We start from the raw sequence: 15384 nt of genomic DNA on the forward strand, positions 1-15384 counted from the left end.
ACTCCGCAGCTGCCTCAGGCGCTCAGCGCCTGGGGCTCGGCATGGACGGCGCGCAGGGAAGCCACCTTGTCGCGCGGTGCCGGCCTGCCGAAGAAATAGCCCTGGAACCGATTGCAGCCGGCGGCCTTGGCGAGGACGAACTCTTCCTGCGTCTCGACGCCTTCGGCGACGATGGTGACGTCCTGGATGCGCGCGATCTGCGCCAGCGCCGAAACGAAGATCTGCGCCACCTGGTCATGAGCGAGGCTGCGGATGTAGGAGCGGTCGATCTTGATGCTGTCGATGGGCAAGGTCTTCAGATAGTTGAAGCCGCAATGGCCGGTGCCGAAATCGTCGAGCGCGATGTGGAAGCCGAGGCCACGCAACGCTTCGAGGCGCCGCAGGATCTCGGGCGTGGCGGCGGTCGCGACCGTCTCGGTGATCTCGATGACGAATTGCGCGGCGGAACGGCCGGTTTCCTTCAACACGCGATCGCACATGGTGACGATCTCGTCGCGCTTCAGCTGTTCGCCAGAGACGTTGATGGAGATACGGCGACCAGGGAAGTGGCCGATGTCGGCGCAAGCCCGCTTGAACACCCATTCGCCGAGCATGTCGATCAGGGTCGAGCGCTCGGCGATCGGAATGAATTCGGCCGGCGAGATCAGGCCGCGAACCGGATGGCGCCAGCGGATCAGCCCTTCGAAGCCAAAGGCCGAACCGTCCGGGTTGACGATCGGCTGGTAGTGCAACTCGAGTTCGCCGAGATAGACCGCCGCACGCAGTTCCCGTTCGATCAGGCGGCGGTAGCGCTTGTCGGACAGCATCTCCTCGTCGAACACGGTGACGCGGCCACGGCCCGCCGCCTTGCTTTCGTAGAGCGCCAGGTCGGCAACCAGCATCAATTCCGTCGTGTTGGAGGCATGTGTTGGCGCCAGTGCCACGCCGATGGAAATGGAGAGCGGGATGGTCTTGCCCTCATGCGATTTGCCGGCCCGCATGACATCAAGCAATTGCCTGATATCCTTGTTGATGGCGGCGAGATCGCAGTGCGGAATGATGACGCCGAACTCGTCGCCGCCGAGCCGTCCGACCATGCCGCCGGCAAAGACGCGCTCTGAAGTCTTGACCAGATACGCCAGAGCGAGGTCGCCGAACTGATGCCCGAACGTATCGTTGAGCTGTTTGAAGTGATCGACGTCGATCAGCAACAAGGTCGCATCGCGCCGGTGGCGCATGCTGCCGAGACTGTCACTCAGCGCTTCGAGGAAGTAGCGGCGGGTCATCGCCCCCGTCATTGCGTCCCTGGTCAGGAAATGATGTTTTTCCGCCTCGGCGGCGGCCGCCGACCGCAAGCGATGGACGATGCTGCTGCGCATGTACATCAGCGCCAGCAGGGCCAGGCCGGTGGCCAGGATCGAGACGGTGAAGGAGGCGCCCGAAGGCAAGTTTTGCGAGATGTCGAAAGCGCCGAGCACCGCGGCACCGATGCTGATCAACAGCAACAATTGAATGCCGCGATAGATGCGGCCGCTGTGGTCCCTGATCGTCGCCAGTATGCTCATCCCATCACCCCTGCACCCGCGCCGGCAAGGGCTAGAGGGCAGGCGTTAAAAAGCCCTTGAGGCGGCCACGCCCGGCCGGCGATTTGGCTAACCGTGCCGGGGATCGAACGTTCATGGTTAAGAAGCCCGCCGCGGATGCCGGCAGGGTGGCGGGAAGGCCAATCGCAGTTGCACGGCGCGGCATATCGGAGGAAGGTGGCGGCTTGCGCCAATGTCATTTGCGCCAATGCCAGGACAGGCGGTGTTCCGCCGCCAGCCCATCAGAGATCAAGGACCATCGACCATGAAGATCATTGCCTGCGGCAGCGTGCCGACCATCATAGCGCCCGAAAAATACTTTACCGGCCGGGTGCTGCAGACGCCGATCATCGAGAAGGAGGCGCCTGCCCGATTGCGGGCCACGCTGGTCAGCTTCGAGCCGGGCGCGCGCACCCACTGGCACACGCACCCGCTTGGCCAGACGCTCTATGTTACCGTGGGCGCCGGCCTTGCCCAGACATGGGGCGAACCGGTCCAGGAGATCAGGGCCGGAGACGTTGTTTCCTTTGCGCCTGGCGAAAAGCACTGGCATGGCGCGGCGCCAACATCGGCAATGACGCATATCGCCATGCAGGAGGCGCTCGACGGCGTCCATGCCGACTGGCTGGAAGCGGTGACATCGGAACAATATGGCGGCTGAATGCTCAGTCCGTAGGAAGCCGGGCTTCTATTCCAGCCGCGACATTTTCAGAAGAGGGCGACTCGCGGCGAGTCCCGTACCATGGCGCAGGTCACGCTCAATCGCGTGATCGCCAGCGCCATGCCGCCCGTTCAACTGACCGTCAGTCAGTGATGTAGGTGATTGCGAAACTCAGGTCTGGATATCATGTCAGAGCACCGTCTGCCCTTGGTTGCCGCCGTCTATCTCGGTTCCTTCGTCGCTCTGCTCGATGTCAGCATCGTCAATGTCGCTCTGCCGACCATCCAGCAGGCGCTGCAGACCGATTTCGGCGGCCTGCAATGGGTGGTCGATGCCTACACGCTGTGCCTGTCGGCTTTCATGCTGTCGTCGGGCCTGATCGGCGACCGCTACGGCCGCAAGCGCTCGTGGCTGGCCGGCGTCGGCATCTTCGTTGCCGGCTCGCTGATCTGCGCCATAGCGCCCAACCTTCCGGTGCTGCTGGCGGGCCGGGTTGTGCAAGGCATCGCCGGCTCGCTGCTCATTCCCGGTGCGCTGTCGATCCTGACACAGGCCTTTCCCGATGCCCGCGAGCGCGCCGGCGTCATCGGCGGTTGGGCGTCGTTCGCCGCCATTTCGCTGCTGGTCGGTCCGGTGCTGGGCGGCATCCTGGTCGAGACCGTCGGCTGGCAAAGCATCTTCCTGATCAACCTGCCGCTCGGCCTGGTGACGATCGCGCTGGGTGCTGCATCAATCAACGAGACGGCGCATCCCGAACATGCCCATCTCGACCTTGTCGGCCTGGCGCTCAGCATCGTGTGGCTGGGCGCGCTGACCTTCGGCCTGATCTCGGCCGGCGAGACCGGCTGGGGTGAACCCAAGACGATCATGGCGCTGATCGCCGGCGTCGTCGGCCTTGCGGTCTTCCTCGGTTTCGAGGCGCGCACGGCACGCCCGATGCTGCCGCTTGGCCTGTTCCGCGACGTTCGCTTCGCCGTCGCCAATGTCGCTTCGTTCGCGCTCGGCTTCACCTCCTATTCCAGCGTCTTCTTCTTTTCGATGTTCCTGCAGCAGGTGCAGGGCTGGTCGCCGACGCAGACCGGCCTGCGCATGGCGCCGGCCTTCATCGTCCAGATCGTGGTGTCGCCATGGATCGGCAGGCTTAGCGCGCGCTACGGTCATTCCGCGCTGATGACCATTGGCTATGCCGCTATCGGCCTGTCCATGCTCGGCATGTGCTGGGCCGGACCTTCGACGCCCTATGCGGTGCTTTGCCTTCTGTTCGCCATTGGCGGCCTTGGCAATGCGCTGGCAATCCCGACCGGCAGCGCAGCCGCCATGTCCTATGCGCCGCGCGAGCGCTCGGGCATGGTGTCGGCGGTCATCAACGCCACCCGCCAGAGCGGCCTTGCCATCGGTATCGCCTTGCTCGGCGCCTTGATGAGCATGCGGGCGACCAACCTTTTGACCGGGTATCTGGGCGATGCCGGTGTCGCCAACGCGGAAGCGGTGGCTCGTGCTGCGATTTCGCGGCATGATTTCGCAACCGATGCGGCGATGGGCGAAAGCGGCGTGCATGAACTCTATGCTGCCGCCTATGCCGGCGGCTTCCACGCCGCCATGCTGACGGCGGCGATTGGCGCGTTCCTCACCGCCGCGCTGCTGGTTGTCGTGCTGGCGCCGGCCGAAGCGCGCTCGGCCAGGGAGGCAAAGCAGGAGTGAGGCTGACGGCCCATTAAAAAACCCGGCGGTGAAGCCGGGTTTTCTGCCGTCATAGTGCGCCGGTCAGGTCAGCGAAGCCGTAAAGCGCTGGATGCGCGTGCAGGCTTCTTCCAGAAGCGTCTCCGAGGTGGCGTAGGAGATGCGGAAGTTGGGGCCAAGGCCGAAGGCCGAGCCGAACACCACCGCGACACCCTCGGCTTCGAGCAGTTCCGAGCAGAAGGTCTCGTCGGTGTCGATCAGCTTGCCGGCCTTGGTCTTCTTGCCGATCAGCTGGGCGCAGGAGGGATAGACATAGAAGGCGCCTTCCGGCGACGGGCAGGTGATGCCGCGCGCCTGGTTGAGCATCGAGACGACGAGGTCGCGCCTGCCTTGAAAGATCGCCTTGTTCCTGGCGATGAAGTCCTGCGGGCCGTTCAGCGCCTCGACCGAAGCCCATTGCGCGATGGTGCAGGCGCCCGATGTCTGCTGGCCCTGGATCATGTCCATCGCCTTGATCAGCTGGACCGGACCGGCGGCATAGCCGATGCGCCAGCCGGTCATGGCATAGGCCTTCGACACGCCGTTCATGGTCAGCGTGCGGTCGTAAAGCTTTGGCTCGACCTCGGCGATGGTCTTGAAGACGAAGTCGCCATAGGTCAGGTGCTCGTACATGTCGTCGGTCAGCGTCCAGACATGCGGATGCTTCAACAGCACGTCGGCGAGCGCGCGCAGTTCAGCCTCGGTATAGGCGGCGCCAGACGGGTTCGACGGCGAGTTCATCAGCAGCCATTTGGTCTTCGGCGTGATCGCCTTTTCCAGCACGGAAGCGGTCAGCTTGAAGCCGTTGTCGATCGAGGTGTCGGCAAACACCGACGTGCCGCCGCAGATCGCCACCATCTCGGGGTAGCTGACCCAGTAGGGGCGGGGGATGACCACCTCGTCGCCGGGGTTCAGCGTTGCCATGAAGGCGTTGAACAGGATCTGCTTGCCGCCGGTGCCGACAATGGTCTGCTCGGGCTTGTAGTCGAGATTGTTCTCGCGCTTGAACTTTTTCGAGATCGCCTCGCGCAGCGGCACGATACCCGAAACCGGCGGATATTTGGTCTCGCCACGGCGGATCGCCTCTATCGCGGCATTCTTGATGTTGTCTGGCGTGTCGAAATCCGGCTCGCCGGCGCCGAGGCCGATAATGTCACGGCCGGCATTTTTCAGCTCGCGCGCTTTCTGCGTCACCGCGATGGTGGCGGAAGGCTTCACGCGGGAAAGAGTGTCGGCAAGAAAGGCCATGACCAGATATCTCCAAACTAGGTCGGCGCGGGCCGGGAGCGGCCGCGGCGCTTCTCATGTCGCATGATTTCGCGCAGTGCAAGCATTGTCGGCTGATCCAGGTCTCAAGGAGCCGTGATCGGCAACAATAAATTCATTAACGAGCGGTAGAGGCTTGAGTGACAGGATCGCAGACCAATTGCGGAGCGAGGAACCGTGTCGCGCAGCGTCGGGCTTGCCCACATCATCCGTCAGGACGACGGCACCTCCACCGGTGTCTGGGGCATCTACACGCTGCAAAGCGCCTTCCAGCCGATCTTCGCCTTCAACGAAGGCAAGTTGTCGGTGGCCGCGTTCGAAGGGCTGATCCGGCCGTTTCGCGATGGCGAGCCGCAATCACCGATGAGCTTTTTCAGCACCTGTCCGGCCGCCGACCGACTGCATATCGAGGCGCTGACCAGGACGCTGCATCTTCTGAACGCCGGCGCCTGCCTGCCGCAGGAGGCGTCGATCTTCGTCAATTTCGATCCGTCGGTGTTCACCGAACGCACCGTGGCCGACGCCGCCTTGCGCGAAATGCGGCTGGTGCTGCATGAGGCCGGCATCGATCCGCGCCGTGTCGTATGTGAGGTGACCGAGCAGCGGTCGACGTCGCAGGAGACCCTGCACAGCTTCGTTGCGGCACTGAGGGCCAACGGCTTTCGCATCGCCGTCGACGACTATGGCGCCGACGATTCCGACATCAACCGCATCAAGGAACTGAAGCCGGACATCGTCAAGTTCGACGCCTACTGGATCACCCAGCTGATGGAATCCGGCGCCGGCTTCGCGCTGCTGACCACCATGGTGAAAAGTTTCGAGGAGCAAGGCATCCGCACGGTGTTCGAGGGCATCGAGGAGGGCTGGCAATTGGAGCTTGCCGAGAAGTCGGGAGCGTCGATGGTGCAGGGTTTCGTGCTGGCGCGGCCCGAACTGGCGCCGACCAGCTTTCGCGTGTTCGACAAGACCAGGCCAGCATCTGTCGCTGCCGCCGTCGGTGACACGCCTGCTCCCGCCGTGGCAACGCCTTCGGCGCGACCGGTGAAGGCTTTCGGGCGCAGGGTGGCGCCATGAGGCCTGAACGGCGGCGCAATGTCGGCGATGCGATCCAGGTCGACGAAGTCGGCATTGAATACGGCATCCATGGCGAGTTCCGGCTGCGCAGCGCCTATCAGCCGATTTTCGCGCCGCGTGGCCGGTTGCTTCATGCTGTCGCGGTCGAAGCCCTGATCGAGCCGAACCGTGCCGGCCGGCCCGGCGCACCGCGGGTTTTCTTCGAAAGCATTGCCGCCTCGGACCGGCTGTTTGTCGAGACCGTGTGCCGGGCGCTGCATCTCAGGAATTTTCGCAACATCGGCGTCGACGGGCTCGACCTGTTCTTCAACTACAATCCGCTGATCAATGACCATCCCGGGCGGGCGCTGGCCGAGATCCGGCTGATGACCAGGCATCTCGGCGATTTCGGCCTCGCGCCGGGCATGCTGGTTTGCGAAATCACCGAACAGGCCGCCGATGACGCGCTTCTGGCCCGGCTGGTGCGCGAAATGCGGCGCGACGGCATCCGCATCGCCATCGACGATTTCGGCACCGGGCACTCGACCGAGGAGCGGGTGAGCCTGCTCAGGCCCGACATCGTCAAGATCGACGGCGCCTGGTTCGCCGAGTTCTGCCGCCACGCCGCCGCCGAGCGGTTCTTCCGCCCGCTGGTCAACAGCCTGCATGACCGCGGCGCCAAGGTGCTGGTCGAAGGCATCGAGCAGCCCACCCATCTGCGCGTCGCGCTCGAAGGCGGCGTCGACCTGCTGCAGGGTTTTCTCCTCGCCCGTCCGGCTTTGGCCGGAACCGTTTTCGAGGAAAAACCGCTGCACATCGACACGCTGCTGGGCAATGGCGGCAATGTCGTTCCGCTGTTCGGCTAGGGCGCCGGTATCCACACATCAGCGGCGCTGATCGTCGTACCAAAACAAATCATTGGTTGAGGGCGCCGCCGCTGCGATAGTTGCGCCAGTGGAGAGTACTCCGGGGAACAGCCATGATACTTTACGGCATGATCGACAGCGGCAATTGCTACAAGCCGCGCCTGCTGATGGCCAAGCTTGGCCTTGCCTTCACCAATGTCGAGGTGAGCTCGCACACCGGCGAGACGCGCAAAGCGGATTTTGTCGCCAAGAATCCGAACGCCATGGTGCCGTTGCTCGAGCTCGATGACGGCCGGCGGCTGGCCGAATCCAACGCCATCCTGCTCTATCTCGCCGAAGGCACGCGCTTCCTGCCGGTCGACAGATATGAGCGCGGGCTCGCCTATCAATGGCTGTTCTTCGAGCAGTACAGCCACGAACCCTATATCGCCGTGCGCAAGGCACTGCTGACCTTTCCCGAAAGAGCCGGGGATGCGACGCCGGAGCGGCTGGCGGTGACGCTGGAGCGCGGCAACAAGGCGCTCGGCGTGATGAACAAGCACCTGGAAAACAACGCCTTCTTCGCCGGCGGCGCGTTTAGCGTCGCCGACATCGCGCTCTATGCCTATACGCATACGGCAGAGCAGGGCGGCTTCCAGCTCGACGCCTATCCGGCGGTGGCGGCCTGGCTTGGCCGGGTGGAGGCGGATGCGGGGCATGTGCCGATCGAGTGGGTGGGGTAGGCAACGCCGACGACTGGCGAAAACCTCGGTGAGAGCGTCCTTCTCCCCGTCTCTATACGGGGAGAAGATGGCGGCAGCCAGATGAGGGGCAGCGCCGGCCTTTTTCAATTGGACTTGGTTTGGCGGCGGGCAGTCCTGAGGCGTCAGCGCTGCCCCTCATCGCCCTGCCGGGCACTTCTCCCCGTATAGTGACGGGGAGAAGGACGCCGTCGCTTCCGCTTTCGCCAATTGTCGATGATTGATGACGTGATTCACAGAGGGCGGGTGCGGCCCGCGCGTACTTCAGCCAAAGCCTGCTCGGCAAGCTTATCCAGTCTGCCGGCCTTCGCGTCAGCCTCAATCTGCCGATCCCACATATCTGCCCGAAAAGCCTCGAACCATTTGGCAAACGCCTTCAGTTCCTCATGGCTCAAGGCTGCCACGGAATTCTCGATCTGTTCGAGCTTGGTCATCAAGTGAAAATAACATGGTCGGCGTTGCGAGGCCAAGCGCCTGATCCCCAGACAGCAAAAAGGCGGGATAAATCCCGCCTTCCCATGCTTGGTAGCCTGATCGGGAGCGTCCGGTCCGGGCTGGCAGCTATCTGCTGATCCAGCGTGCTGGGTCTTCCGCTCCAGCGCGCTTCTCGCGCGACTGTCAGTACATCCGTGACTTGCCGCGCGCCCCGAACTCTCGTCCGGCGCGCGCTATTCGCAAAATCAGGCTGCCTTGCTCAGAGATCCAGCGGACGACTTGCCAGTGCGGCGGTCCTGCTCGATCTCGAAGTTGATCTTCTGGCCTTCGACCAGGGTCGACAGTCCAGCACGCTCGACAGCGGAGATGTGGACGAAAACGTCCGCGCCGCCCGCGTCAGGCTGAATGAAGCCGAAGCCCTTGGTGGCGTTGAACCACTTGACCGTTCCAGTTGCCATTTTAGATAGTCCTTCAACATTTGCTTTAGTTTGACCAGACCAAAGTCCAGCCGGTGTGCATCGAGATTTTGGAGATAGACGTCAGCAAACGCGAAGATCGCGAGGCCCGGATCGATCGGCCGAAATATCAATGGAAGGCATATAGGCTGGTTTCGCATAAAAAACAAGACTGCGTGAGAAAGCCGTGATTGAGGCGCTGCCCAACGGCTGCCCCAATCTGCTGAAAACGTTGCGGCAGATCACGCTGTCCTCGCGCGGCGGATCAGGGGAGAGGACCATGAAAACCATTCTGCTTGCCGCTTGCCTGACGCTTATTGCCGCCGAGGCGCAGGCGGTCTCGCGCTACGACCCGACCCGCATGAGCTGTGGCAAGGTTCAGGCGACGATCGCCCGGCAGGGCGCCGTCATCCTGCGCTATCAGTCGACACGGGTGCCGGGATTGCCGCTCTATGACCGCTATGTGCAGAGCCAGCAGTTCTGCACCATGGGCGAAGTGAGGACGCGGGCCTACGTGCCGAGCGCCGACACCAAGTCCTGCCCGGTCTACAAATGCAAGCGGCCGGACAATGAGCGGCATTTCCGCCGGCGGTTCTTCCACAATAATTAGGCACCTGCCTGCATCAGAACCCGAAGGAAACCTGCGCCGGTGGCGGAGGGCCGACGCGCACGCCTTCCATGGCCAGCATCTTCTCCTTGGTGACCGAGCCGCCCGGCGCCGAGAAGCCGCCGATCTTGCCGCCGGCGGCAAGGATGCGATGGCAAGGAATGACCAGCGGCACCGGATTGGCGCCAAGCGCCGCCCCGGTCTCGCGGGCGAGCCCGGCATGGCCGGCGGTTTTGGCCAGCTCGCCATAGGTGGTGGTTTCGCCGAAGGAGAGTTTTCGCGCGGCGTCGTAAATGGCGAGGCGGAAATCGTCGACGCCGTCGAGGTCGACCGGCACACTGGTGAAATCGACGTCCTCGCCCGCCGCATAGACCTTGATAGCCGCGATCAGCTCGACCACCCATGAAGGCTGGGCCGTGGAGGCGGAAACGCCGCCATGGCGCAGCAGGCGCCGTTCCACCGCCTCGCGGCTGCGTTCGGGCAGGCAGAGCCGGATCAGGCCCTTTTCGCTCCACGCAATGCCCATGAAACCGATCACTGTTTCTAACACTGCGTGGCCGGCCGTGATCGAAGCTGTCGTGTCCATCATGCATTCCTTTCCGCAAAGTGGCGAAAACCGGGATTCGTCCCAGTACATATCCAGAACAATATGGCATCACCGCCTGCGTCTCGCCACCCGAAAACCACCGGATGGCCCCGATTGCCGCTCATGAATCGCTGGTGTAAGGGATTTCTTAACAACCCGACAAATCGGACCCGAGCGCGGCTTGCCAGCAAAACTCAACCTTATCGCGATCGGCGTGATCCTGGCCGCCGCCGGCATCAGCGGCTGCACGTCGACCTCGCAGATGAAATCCGCGCCGGCTCTTACCGAAACCGCGACCGTCGCCGGCACTGACGCCGGCTTCACCGTGCCGCTGCCGGAGACCGTTTCGGTGCTGCCGGAATCCTCGGGTATTGCCCCCGTTCAGACGGCCGAGCTGCCGCTCGATCCCGCCGCGCAACCGGCGGCAGCGACCGCCGCCTTTGCTGGATCGACACCCGCGGCACCAGCCGTGCCCGCCGTGATGACCGCCAATGCCTGGCAGGCGCCTGCGCCGGCCATTGCGGGCGAGCCGGTCAAGGCCGCCGAGACATATACGACCGCGGGGCTGGTCATCCCGGCGACCGCCAAGGGCGACCGGATGCCCGGCGTCCAGCAAGTCGCCTATATCATGCCGCAGAACCCGGCCGCCTTGGTGCAGGGTCCCGTCGGGCCGACGGAAGAACACGCCACGGGCGTGCGTGGCGATGTCGAGCGGCTGATCGAGAAATATGCCGCGATCTACCAGGTGCCGGTGGACCTCGTGCGTCATGTCGTCAACCGTGAGAGCACCTTCAACCCGAAAGCCTACAACAACGGCCATTGGGGGCTGATGCAGATCAAGCACGCGACGGCGCGCGGCATGGGCTATGACGGACCGGCCAAGGGCCTGTTCGACGCCGAGACCAATCTGAAATACGCGGTCAAATATCTGCGCGGCGCCTGGCTGGTGGCCGGCGGCAACGCCAAGAAGGCCGACTGGCTCTACCAGACCGGCTACTATTACGATGCCAAGCGCAAGGGTCTGCTCGAGGCGACCGGGCTTGGCCGCGACCGCCAGCGCCGCCGCCTGCAGCCCGACGCCTGAGCGCGATGCCTGAACCGCGCCCGCCGGCTTTGAACGATATCCGGCTGCGCAAGATCCTCGACGAGACGCTGGTTCCTCCGCATTGGCCCGAAGGCTTTGTCATGCGCTCTCTCGAGCCCGGCGACGCGCCGGCCCTGCATGCGCTTTTGACCGAAGTGTTCGACGACGGCGCCGACGGCCCGTTCGACGAATGGTGGCCGCGCGTATCGGACGATCCCGAATTCGATCCGGCACTGTGCTTCCTCGTCATCGATGCCAAGGGCCGGTTGGCGGCAGCGGCGCTGTGCTGGACCCGCGCCTTCGTCAAGGATCTTGCCGTCCATCCCGAGGCGCGCGGCAAGGGCATTGCCGAGGCGCTGATGTGGCACGCCTTCGCCATTTTTCGCGAACGCGGCGCCGACCATGTCGACCTCAAGACCAACACGGTGGAGAATCCCGCCGCCGTCCGGCTCTACGAGCGGCTCGGCATGTTCGAGGTCGATTGGGCTGGGTGAGATCGGGGTTCAAATATCCGGCGCGTTGCCAATCTTCTTTTTTAGTTCCAGCGCCCAGGCGCGGCCCTCGTCGCCGCCCCACAGCAGCCAGGCGACATAGCCGGCCGACGGGTTTTGCTCATTGCCGTAGTTCCTGCCGCGTTTGTCGACCTCGTGGCGGGCGAAGTAGCTGACCATGCGGCGGATGGTGGAGGGCGAGAGCTTTTGCCGGTTCTTCAGTTCGGTGGCCCGCGCGACGCCGATCTCTGTGCCGCCGCGGCCGAACTCTCCGCGCAGCCTGAGGCCTTTGGCGGCATTGTCGGCCACCACTTGCGGGCAGCGCAGGTCGATCTCGTCGTCGTGCATTTTTTCCCCCAGCAGCACAGGCTTTAACCCGCGGTGAGAATGCGGGAAAGCCGGACGGGTTCCACATCCGAGGAATTCAGAAAGAACCTGTCCACCAAGGCGACAGGTCGCATCTTGCCTGGCATGCTGCCTCGCGGCCGCGCGTGCAAAAAATGTCGGAACGGATCGTCGCGAAACGTCCTTGGGTCGCAGAGCAACCGCGCCGGGACGCCGGCGCCGCGACTTGAAGGAGCCGACCATGATCACCTTTCCCAACGAATCCGCCAGATACCGCACCGCGCGCGAAAAACTGCTGCGCAAGGAAATCGAGCTGCGCCGCGTCATGGAAGAGGTCGCCGAGGCTCGGCGCGCGCTGCCGCCGGGCGGGCTGATCCGCCAGGACTATGAATTCGACGGGCTGGATGCCGATGGAAGGCCCGCCAAGGTCAGGCTTTCGGAGCTGTTCGCACCGGGCAAGGACTCGCTCATCCTCTACAACATGATGTTTCCGCGCCATCCGCGGGAGACGCGCGATGTCGCGACCAGCGGCGGCACGGCGAAGCTCGCTCGCCCGGACCAGCCGTGTCCGTCCTGCACCGCGCTGCTCGACCAGTTCGACGGTGCGGTCGGCCATCTCCAGGCCGCCGGCTTCAATTTCGCGGTGGCGGGCAAGACCAAGCTCGAAAACCTGGTCACGCTCGGTCGCGACAGGGGCTGGCGCAACATGCGGCTGGTGTCGTCGGCCGCCAACAGCTTCAAGCGCGACTACAATGCGGAGGCGGCTGACGGCTCACAGATCCCGCTGCTGTCGGTATTCCACCGCGATGGCGACGGCATCCGCCATTTCTGGAGTTCGGAACTGGATTTCGCGCCGACGGAACCTGGCCAGGACCCGCGCGGCCTCGGCACCTGCGAGATCCTGTGGAACCTGATGGATTTCACGCCGCAGGGCCGGCCGGAGTGGAGCGAGCAGCTGCAGTATGGGGAGGGGTGTTGTCATTAAGGGGCAGGGCGGTGGTGCCTGAACCGAAGAATGTAAGCGCTCTACGGCGCCCCCCTCTGTCCTGCCGGACATCTCCCCCACAAGGAGGGAGATTGGCCGTCACCACGGCTTTCGCCAATTTTCAACATTGCAAGAAGAGAGCCGGCGCCGAAGCTGCCAATCTCCCCACCTGTGGGGGAGATGTCCGGCAGGACAGAGGGGGGCGCCGTAGAGCGCCACGGTGGATGCCGGCCCCTTGGCGAACCGCGTGCAGCAATTGGCTCTTTGCCCGTGCCAGCCGTGAAGTAGACTGCGGGCATCCATTCGAGGAGCCTCCCATGCCCAAGATCGACCCTGTCCGCCGTGCCCGCCCGCAAAGGCTCAGGCTACCCCGCGCCCTTCGATGTCCCCTGCGCCACCCGCACGCGTCGCCGTCTGGGCGATGCCGGCGGCCTCACCGATTTCGGCGTCAATCTGATGACATTGCCGCCGGGCGGCTGGTCCAGCCAGCGCCACTGGCACAGCCATGAGGACGAGTTCGTCTATCTGCTGGAGGGCGAGCTGACGCTGGTCGAGGATGGCGGCGAGACGCTGCTTAAGCGCGGCGACTGCGCGACGTTTGCCAGGAACAGCGGCAACGGCCATCATTTGATCAACCGGTCCGCCACGACGGCGCTCTATCTGGAGGTCGGCTCGCGCTCTCCGGACGATGTCATCACTTGCTCCGACATCGACATGATGAGCCCGAGCTCCGACGGGCGTTTCCTGCATAGGGATGGCACGCCGTATCCGGGACAGGGCTAAACCTCGAACGATGTATCGGTGCCGATAAAAGCAAGATGTATGCTGGTTGTTCCCTAAAATTTTAGTTTCTCCGAAAACGAGAAATACTACTTTCCCGTGTATTCGACAGATGCGGTTTTCTGGGTTGTTGATCCGGGGGAAGACATGAAGCTCGTGGTGGCATTCACGCTGGCAGCGCTCTTTTCAATGTTCTTTGCCACTGACGCCGAGGCCCGAAAAATGCGGTTTCGGGTGCTTCCGATCCCTGGGGTGCACGGCTCGTCGTCAACCGAAAAAGCGCATCCTGTTCCCATCGGCATAGAAGACGTGCGTTTCGTTCACGATCTGCCGGCGGTTTTTGTGGAAGAAGGCGAGCATTTCGATCTCGGCTATAAATTCGGCATGTTCGGCGGCGGCGAATGGGTCGGCTACTTCAAGACATCCCAACGCTACGTGGACTTGAAACAGGAAAAGATCCGCGAGCTTTTGCCGTTTCTCGGCATTTCGGAAGCCGATGCACCGAAGCGGTCTTTCGGCAGCCAGTTGATGGTCTTCGGCTCATGGTGTCTGGTCGGGTTGTTCGGCCTGGGGGCGGTGCTGGTGAAATACCCTGGCCTGAGAGCGGCACTCTTTCGCGGCTCAGCCAGACGCGGCGCGAGCGGCGAGTTCGATGTGCAGGCAGCCGATCAGATGATCAGCCGGGCGGCTGCTCGCAATCAACAGCGCGAGACCAGACAGCCAGGCGTCGCGCCGGCCGGCTCCTTCGCAAGGTCGAATGGAACTTCAACTTTCGGCCGCAGATCGCGCTGAGGAGGTTTTTGCGCTAGCATCGGCTCAAAACCTCGGAGGATCGTCATGGCCAAGGAAATCGTCGAAGTGCCGGTGCTGTCGGCGGCCGTGCGGTCGCTGGGCGTGCCGCTGTCGCTGGTGACCAGGGCCGCGGGACTGGTCTTCGTGTCCGGCACGCCGCCGCTCGATATTGCGACCGGCAGGCTGGTCAAGGGCGACATCGAGGTGCAGACCGAAGCGTCGCTGAAGGCGCTGAAGCACTGCCTGGAAGCGGCCGGCACCTCGCTCGACAATGTGGTGATGGTGCGCATCTACGCCGTCAATTCCGGCTTCTACACCGCCATCAACCGGGTTTATGCCAGGCATTTCCCCGAAAACCCGCCATCGCGGACCTTCGTGCCGGTGGCGTCATGGCCGATGGAGTTCGATATCGAGATCGAGTGCGTGGCAACGGCTTGATCTCTGGACCATGCGTCGGCGCTGGCGTTCCGCCAATGCCGGGATAAGCTCCCTGAAAACAGGGGGAGGATTGCCATGAAGAAGGAAGTCATCGAAGTGCCGGTTATGTCGGCCAAGGTGCGGGCGCTCGGCCTGCCGTGTTCGACTGCGGTGAGGGCCAACGGCTTCGTGTTCATCTCGGCCACCCCGCCAGTGGACATGGTGACCGGCGAGATGGTGCGCGGCGACATCGAGGTGCAGACCGAGGCGTCGCTGAAGGCGCTGAAACATTGCCTGGAAGCGGCCGGCACGTCGCTGGACAATGTGGTGATGGTGCGCATCTACGCCGTCAATTCCGGCTTCTACAACGCGATTAACCGGGTTTATGCGAAGTATTTTACGACCAACCCGCCGGCGCGGAGTTTTGTGCCGGTGGCGTCCTGGCCGATGGAGTTTGATATCGAGATCGAGTGTGTGGCGGTTGCGTGAGGGTGAGAAGCGGTCCGCGTAGCGGACGAAAAGCCAATTGCTTGGCTTTTC

General features: G+C 63.5%; 19 protein-coding genes. 13 read left to right on the forward strand and 6 right to left on the reverse strand.

The window, feature by feature from the left end:
- Window positions 1-14: 14 nt before the first annotated feature.
- The gene (locus HB777_03490) at window positions 15-1544 is read right to left on the reverse strand and encodes a bifunctional diguanylate cyclase/phosphodiesterase (GenBank protein ID QND63076.1); all 1530 of its coding nucleotides are present in this window, start codon (window positions 1542-1544) and stop codon (window positions 15-17) included.
- Between the two features lie 283 nt (window positions 1545-1827).
- On the opposite strand from HB777_03490, the gene HB777_03495 reads away from it, so the two are divergent.
- Together HB777_03495 and HB777_03500 are read left to right on the forward strand one after the other, a co-directional pair.
- Window positions 1828-2223, forward strand: a complete 396-nt coding sequence (locus HB777_03495) for a cupin domain-containing protein (protein QND63077.1) — start codon at window positions 1828-1830, stop codon at window positions 2221-2223.
- Between the two features lie 186 nt (window positions 2224-2409).
- Complete coding sequence (locus HB777_03500; protein ID QND63078.1) at window positions 2410-3924, forward strand: MFS transporter; 1515 nt, start codon at window positions 2410-2412, stop codon at window positions 3922-3924.
- Window positions 3925-3987: 63 nt separating this feature from the next.
- Here HB777_03500 and HB777_03505 read toward each other — a convergent pair whose 3' ends face one another.
- On the reverse strand, window positions 3988-5190 hold the full coding sequence (locus tag HB777_03505; GenBank protein ID QND63079.1) for a pyridoxal phosphate-dependent aminotransferase: 1203 nt from the start codon (window positions 5188-5190) through the stop codon (window positions 3988-3990).
- Window positions 5191-5385: 195 nt separating this feature from the next.
- Between HB777_03505 and HB777_03510 the strand changes: the two genes are divergently transcribed.
- The 3 genes from HB777_03510 (at window position 5386) to HB777_03520 (ending at window position 7849) form a co-directional block, all read left to right on the forward strand.
- On the forward strand, window positions 5386-6282 hold the full coding sequence (locus HB777_03510) for an EAL domain-containing protein (GenBank protein QND63080.1): 897 nt from the start codon (window positions 5386-5388) through the stop codon (window positions 6280-6282).
- Window positions 6279-7127 carry an EAL domain-containing protein gene (locus tag HB777_03515; GenBank protein ID QND63081.1) on the forward strand — a complete coding sequence of 283 codons (849 nt, stop codon included), beginning with the start codon at window positions 6279-6281 and terminating at the stop codon, window positions 7125-7127. The genes HB777_03510 and HB777_03515 overlap by 4 nt, the downstream gene beginning before the upstream one ends.
- Before the next feature lie 113 nt (window positions 7128-7240).
- Window positions 7241-7849, forward strand: coding sequence for a glutathione S-transferase family protein (locus HB777_03520; protein QND63082.1), 609 nt, complete (start codon window positions 7241-7243; stop codon window positions 7847-7849).
- Window positions 7850-8100: 251 nt separating this feature from the next.
- On the opposite strand, the gene HB777_03525 is transcribed toward HB777_03520, so the two are convergent.
- Both HB777_03525 and HB777_03530 read right to left on the reverse strand, forming a co-directional pair.
- Window positions 8101-8301: a hypothetical protein gene (locus HB777_03525; GenBank protein QND63083.1), complete on the reverse strand. Its 201-nt coding sequence runs from the start codon at window positions 8299-8301 to the stop codon at window positions 8101-8103.
- Between the two features lie 246 nt (window positions 8302-8547).
- Window positions 8548-8760, reverse strand: coding sequence for a cold-shock protein (locus tag HB777_03530; GenBank protein ID QND63084.1), 213 nt, complete (start codon window positions 8758-8760; stop codon window positions 8548-8550).
- A 277-nt stretch (window positions 8761-9037) separates the two neighbouring features.
- Between HB777_03530 and HB777_03535 the strand changes: the two genes are divergently transcribed.
- Window positions 9038-9367 carry a hypothetical protein gene (locus HB777_03535; protein ID QND63085.1) on the forward strand — a complete coding sequence of 110 codons (330 nt, stop codon included), beginning with the start codon at window positions 9038-9040 and terminating at the stop codon, window positions 9365-9367.
- Between the two features lie 13 nt (window positions 9368-9380).
- Here the strand turns inward: HB777_03535 and HB777_03540 are convergent, their stop codons facing one another.
- Window positions 9381-9950: a methylated-DNA--[protein]-cysteine S-methyltransferase gene (locus HB777_03540; GenBank protein ID QND68637.1), complete on the reverse strand. Its 570-nt coding sequence runs from the start codon at window positions 9948-9950 to the stop codon at window positions 9381-9383.
- 181 nt (window positions 9951-10131) lie between these two features.
- On the opposite strand from HB777_03540, the gene HB777_03545 reads away from it, so the two are divergent.
- Together HB777_03545 and HB777_03550 are read left to right on the forward strand one after the other, a co-directional pair.
- Complete coding sequence (locus tag HB777_03545) at window positions 10132-11034, forward strand: lytic transglycosylase domain-containing protein (GenBank protein QND63086.1); 903 nt, start codon at window positions 10132-10134, stop codon at window positions 11032-11034.
- Window positions 11035-11039: 5 nt separating this feature from the next.
- Window positions 11040-11528, forward strand: a complete 489-nt coding sequence (locus HB777_03550) for a GNAT family N-acetyltransferase (protein QND63087.1) — start codon at window positions 11040-11042, stop codon at window positions 11526-11528.
- 9 nt (window positions 11529-11537) lie between these two features.
- On the opposite strand, the gene HB777_03555 is transcribed toward HB777_03550, so the two are convergent.
- Window positions 11538-11873, reverse strand: coding sequence for a hypothetical protein (locus HB777_03555; GenBank protein ID QND63088.1), 336 nt, complete (start codon window positions 11871-11873; stop codon window positions 11538-11540).
- Between the two features lie 238 nt (window positions 11874-12111).
- Between HB777_03555 and HB777_03560 the strand changes: the two genes are divergently transcribed.
- The 5 genes from HB777_03560 to HB777_03580 all read left to right on the forward strand — a co-directional run bounded on the left by HB777_03560 (window position 12112) and on the right by HB777_03580 (window position 15333).
- Window positions 12112-12855, forward strand: a complete 744-nt coding sequence (locus HB777_03560; protein QND63089.1) for a DUF899 family protein — start codon at window positions 12112-12114, stop codon at window positions 12853-12855.
- A gap of 333 nt (window positions 12856-13188) precedes the next feature.
- On the forward strand, window positions 13189-13638 hold the full coding sequence (locus tag HB777_03565) for a cupin domain-containing protein (GenBank protein ID QND68638.1): 450 nt from the start codon (window positions 13189-13191) through the stop codon (window positions 13636-13638).
- A gap of 144 nt (window positions 13639-13782) precedes the next feature.
- Window positions 13783-14427, forward strand: coding sequence for a hypothetical protein (locus HB777_03570; protein ID QND63090.1), 645 nt, complete (start codon window positions 13783-13785; stop codon window positions 14425-14427).
- Between the two features lie 45 nt (window positions 14428-14472).
- The gene (locus HB777_03575; protein QND63091.1) at window positions 14473-14865 is read left to right on the forward strand and encodes a RidA family protein; all 393 of its coding nucleotides are present in this window, start codon (window positions 14473-14475) and stop codon (window positions 14863-14865) included.
- A gap of 75 nt (window positions 14866-14940) precedes the next feature.
- Complete coding sequence (locus tag HB777_03580; GenBank protein ID QND63092.1) at window positions 14941-15333, forward strand: RidA family protein; 393 nt, start codon at window positions 14941-14943, stop codon at window positions 15331-15333.
- Window positions 15334-15384: the final 51 nt, after the last annotated feature.

This window comes from Mesorhizobium loti, from assembly GCA_014189435.1.
GTDB classification, from domain to species: domain Bacteria; phylum Pseudomonadota; class Alphaproteobacteria; order Rhizobiales; family Rhizobiaceae; genus Mesorhizobium; species Mesorhizobium loti_G.

Coding starts and splice junctions, on each gene's coding strand:
- HB777_03570 (QND63090.1), top strand. CDS start 13,783: ATGAAGCTCGTGGTGGCATTCACGCTGGCAGCGCTCTTTTCAATGTTC.
- HB777_03555 (QND63088.1), bottom strand. CDS start 11,873: ATGCACGACGACGAGATCGACCTGCGCTGCCCGCAAGTGGTGGCCGAC.
- HB777_03530 (QND63084.1), bottom strand. CDS start 8,760: ATGGCAACTGGAACGGTCAAGTGGTTCAACGCCACCAAGGGCTTCGGC.
- HB777_03505 (QND63079.1), bottom strand. CDS start 5,190: ATGGCCTTTCTTGCCGACACTCTTTCCCGCGTGAAGCCTTCCGCCACC.
- HB777_03575 (QND63091.1), top strand. CDS start 14,473: ATGGCCAAGGAAATCGTCGAAGTGCCGGTGCTGTCGGCGGCCGTGCGG.
- HB777_03580 (QND63092.1), top strand. CDS start 14,941: ATGAAGAAGGAAGTCATCGAAGTGCCGGTTATGTCGGCCAAGGTGCGG.
- HB777_03520 (QND63082.1), top strand. CDS start 7,241: ATGATACTTTACGGCATGATCGACAGCGGCAATTGCTACAAGCCGCGC.
- HB777_03500 (QND63078.1), top strand. CDS start 2,410: ATGTCAGAGCACCGTCTGCCCTTGGTTGCCGCCGTCTATCTCGGTTCC.
- HB777_03490 (QND63076.1), bottom strand. CDS start 1,544: ATGAGCATACTGGCGACGATCAGGGACCACAGCGGCCGCATCTATCGC.
- HB777_03540 (QND68637.1), bottom strand. CDS start 9,950: ATGGACACGACAGCTTCGATCACGGCCGGCCACGCAGTGTTAGAAACA.
- HB777_03550 (QND63087.1), top strand. CDS start 11,040: ATGCCTGAACCGCGCCCGCCGGCTTTGAACGATATCCGGCTGCGCAAG.
- HB777_03515 (QND63081.1), top strand. CDS start 6,279: ATGAGGCCTGAACGGCGGCGCAATGTCGGCGATGCGATCCAGGTCGAC.
- HB777_03535 (QND63085.1), top strand. CDS start 9,038: ATGAAAACCATTCTGCTTGCCGCTTGCCTGACGCTTATTGCCGCCGAG.
- HB777_03560 (QND63089.1), top strand. CDS start 12,112: ATGATCACCTTTCCCAACGAATCCGCCAGATACCGCACCGCGCGCGAA.
- HB777_03495 (QND63077.1), top strand. CDS start 1,828: ATGAAGATCATTGCCTGCGGCAGCGTGCCGACCATCATAGCGCCCGAA.
- HB777_03525 (QND63083.1), bottom strand. CDS start 8,301: ATGACCAAGCTCGAACAGATCGAGAATTCCGTGGCAGCCTTGAGCCAT.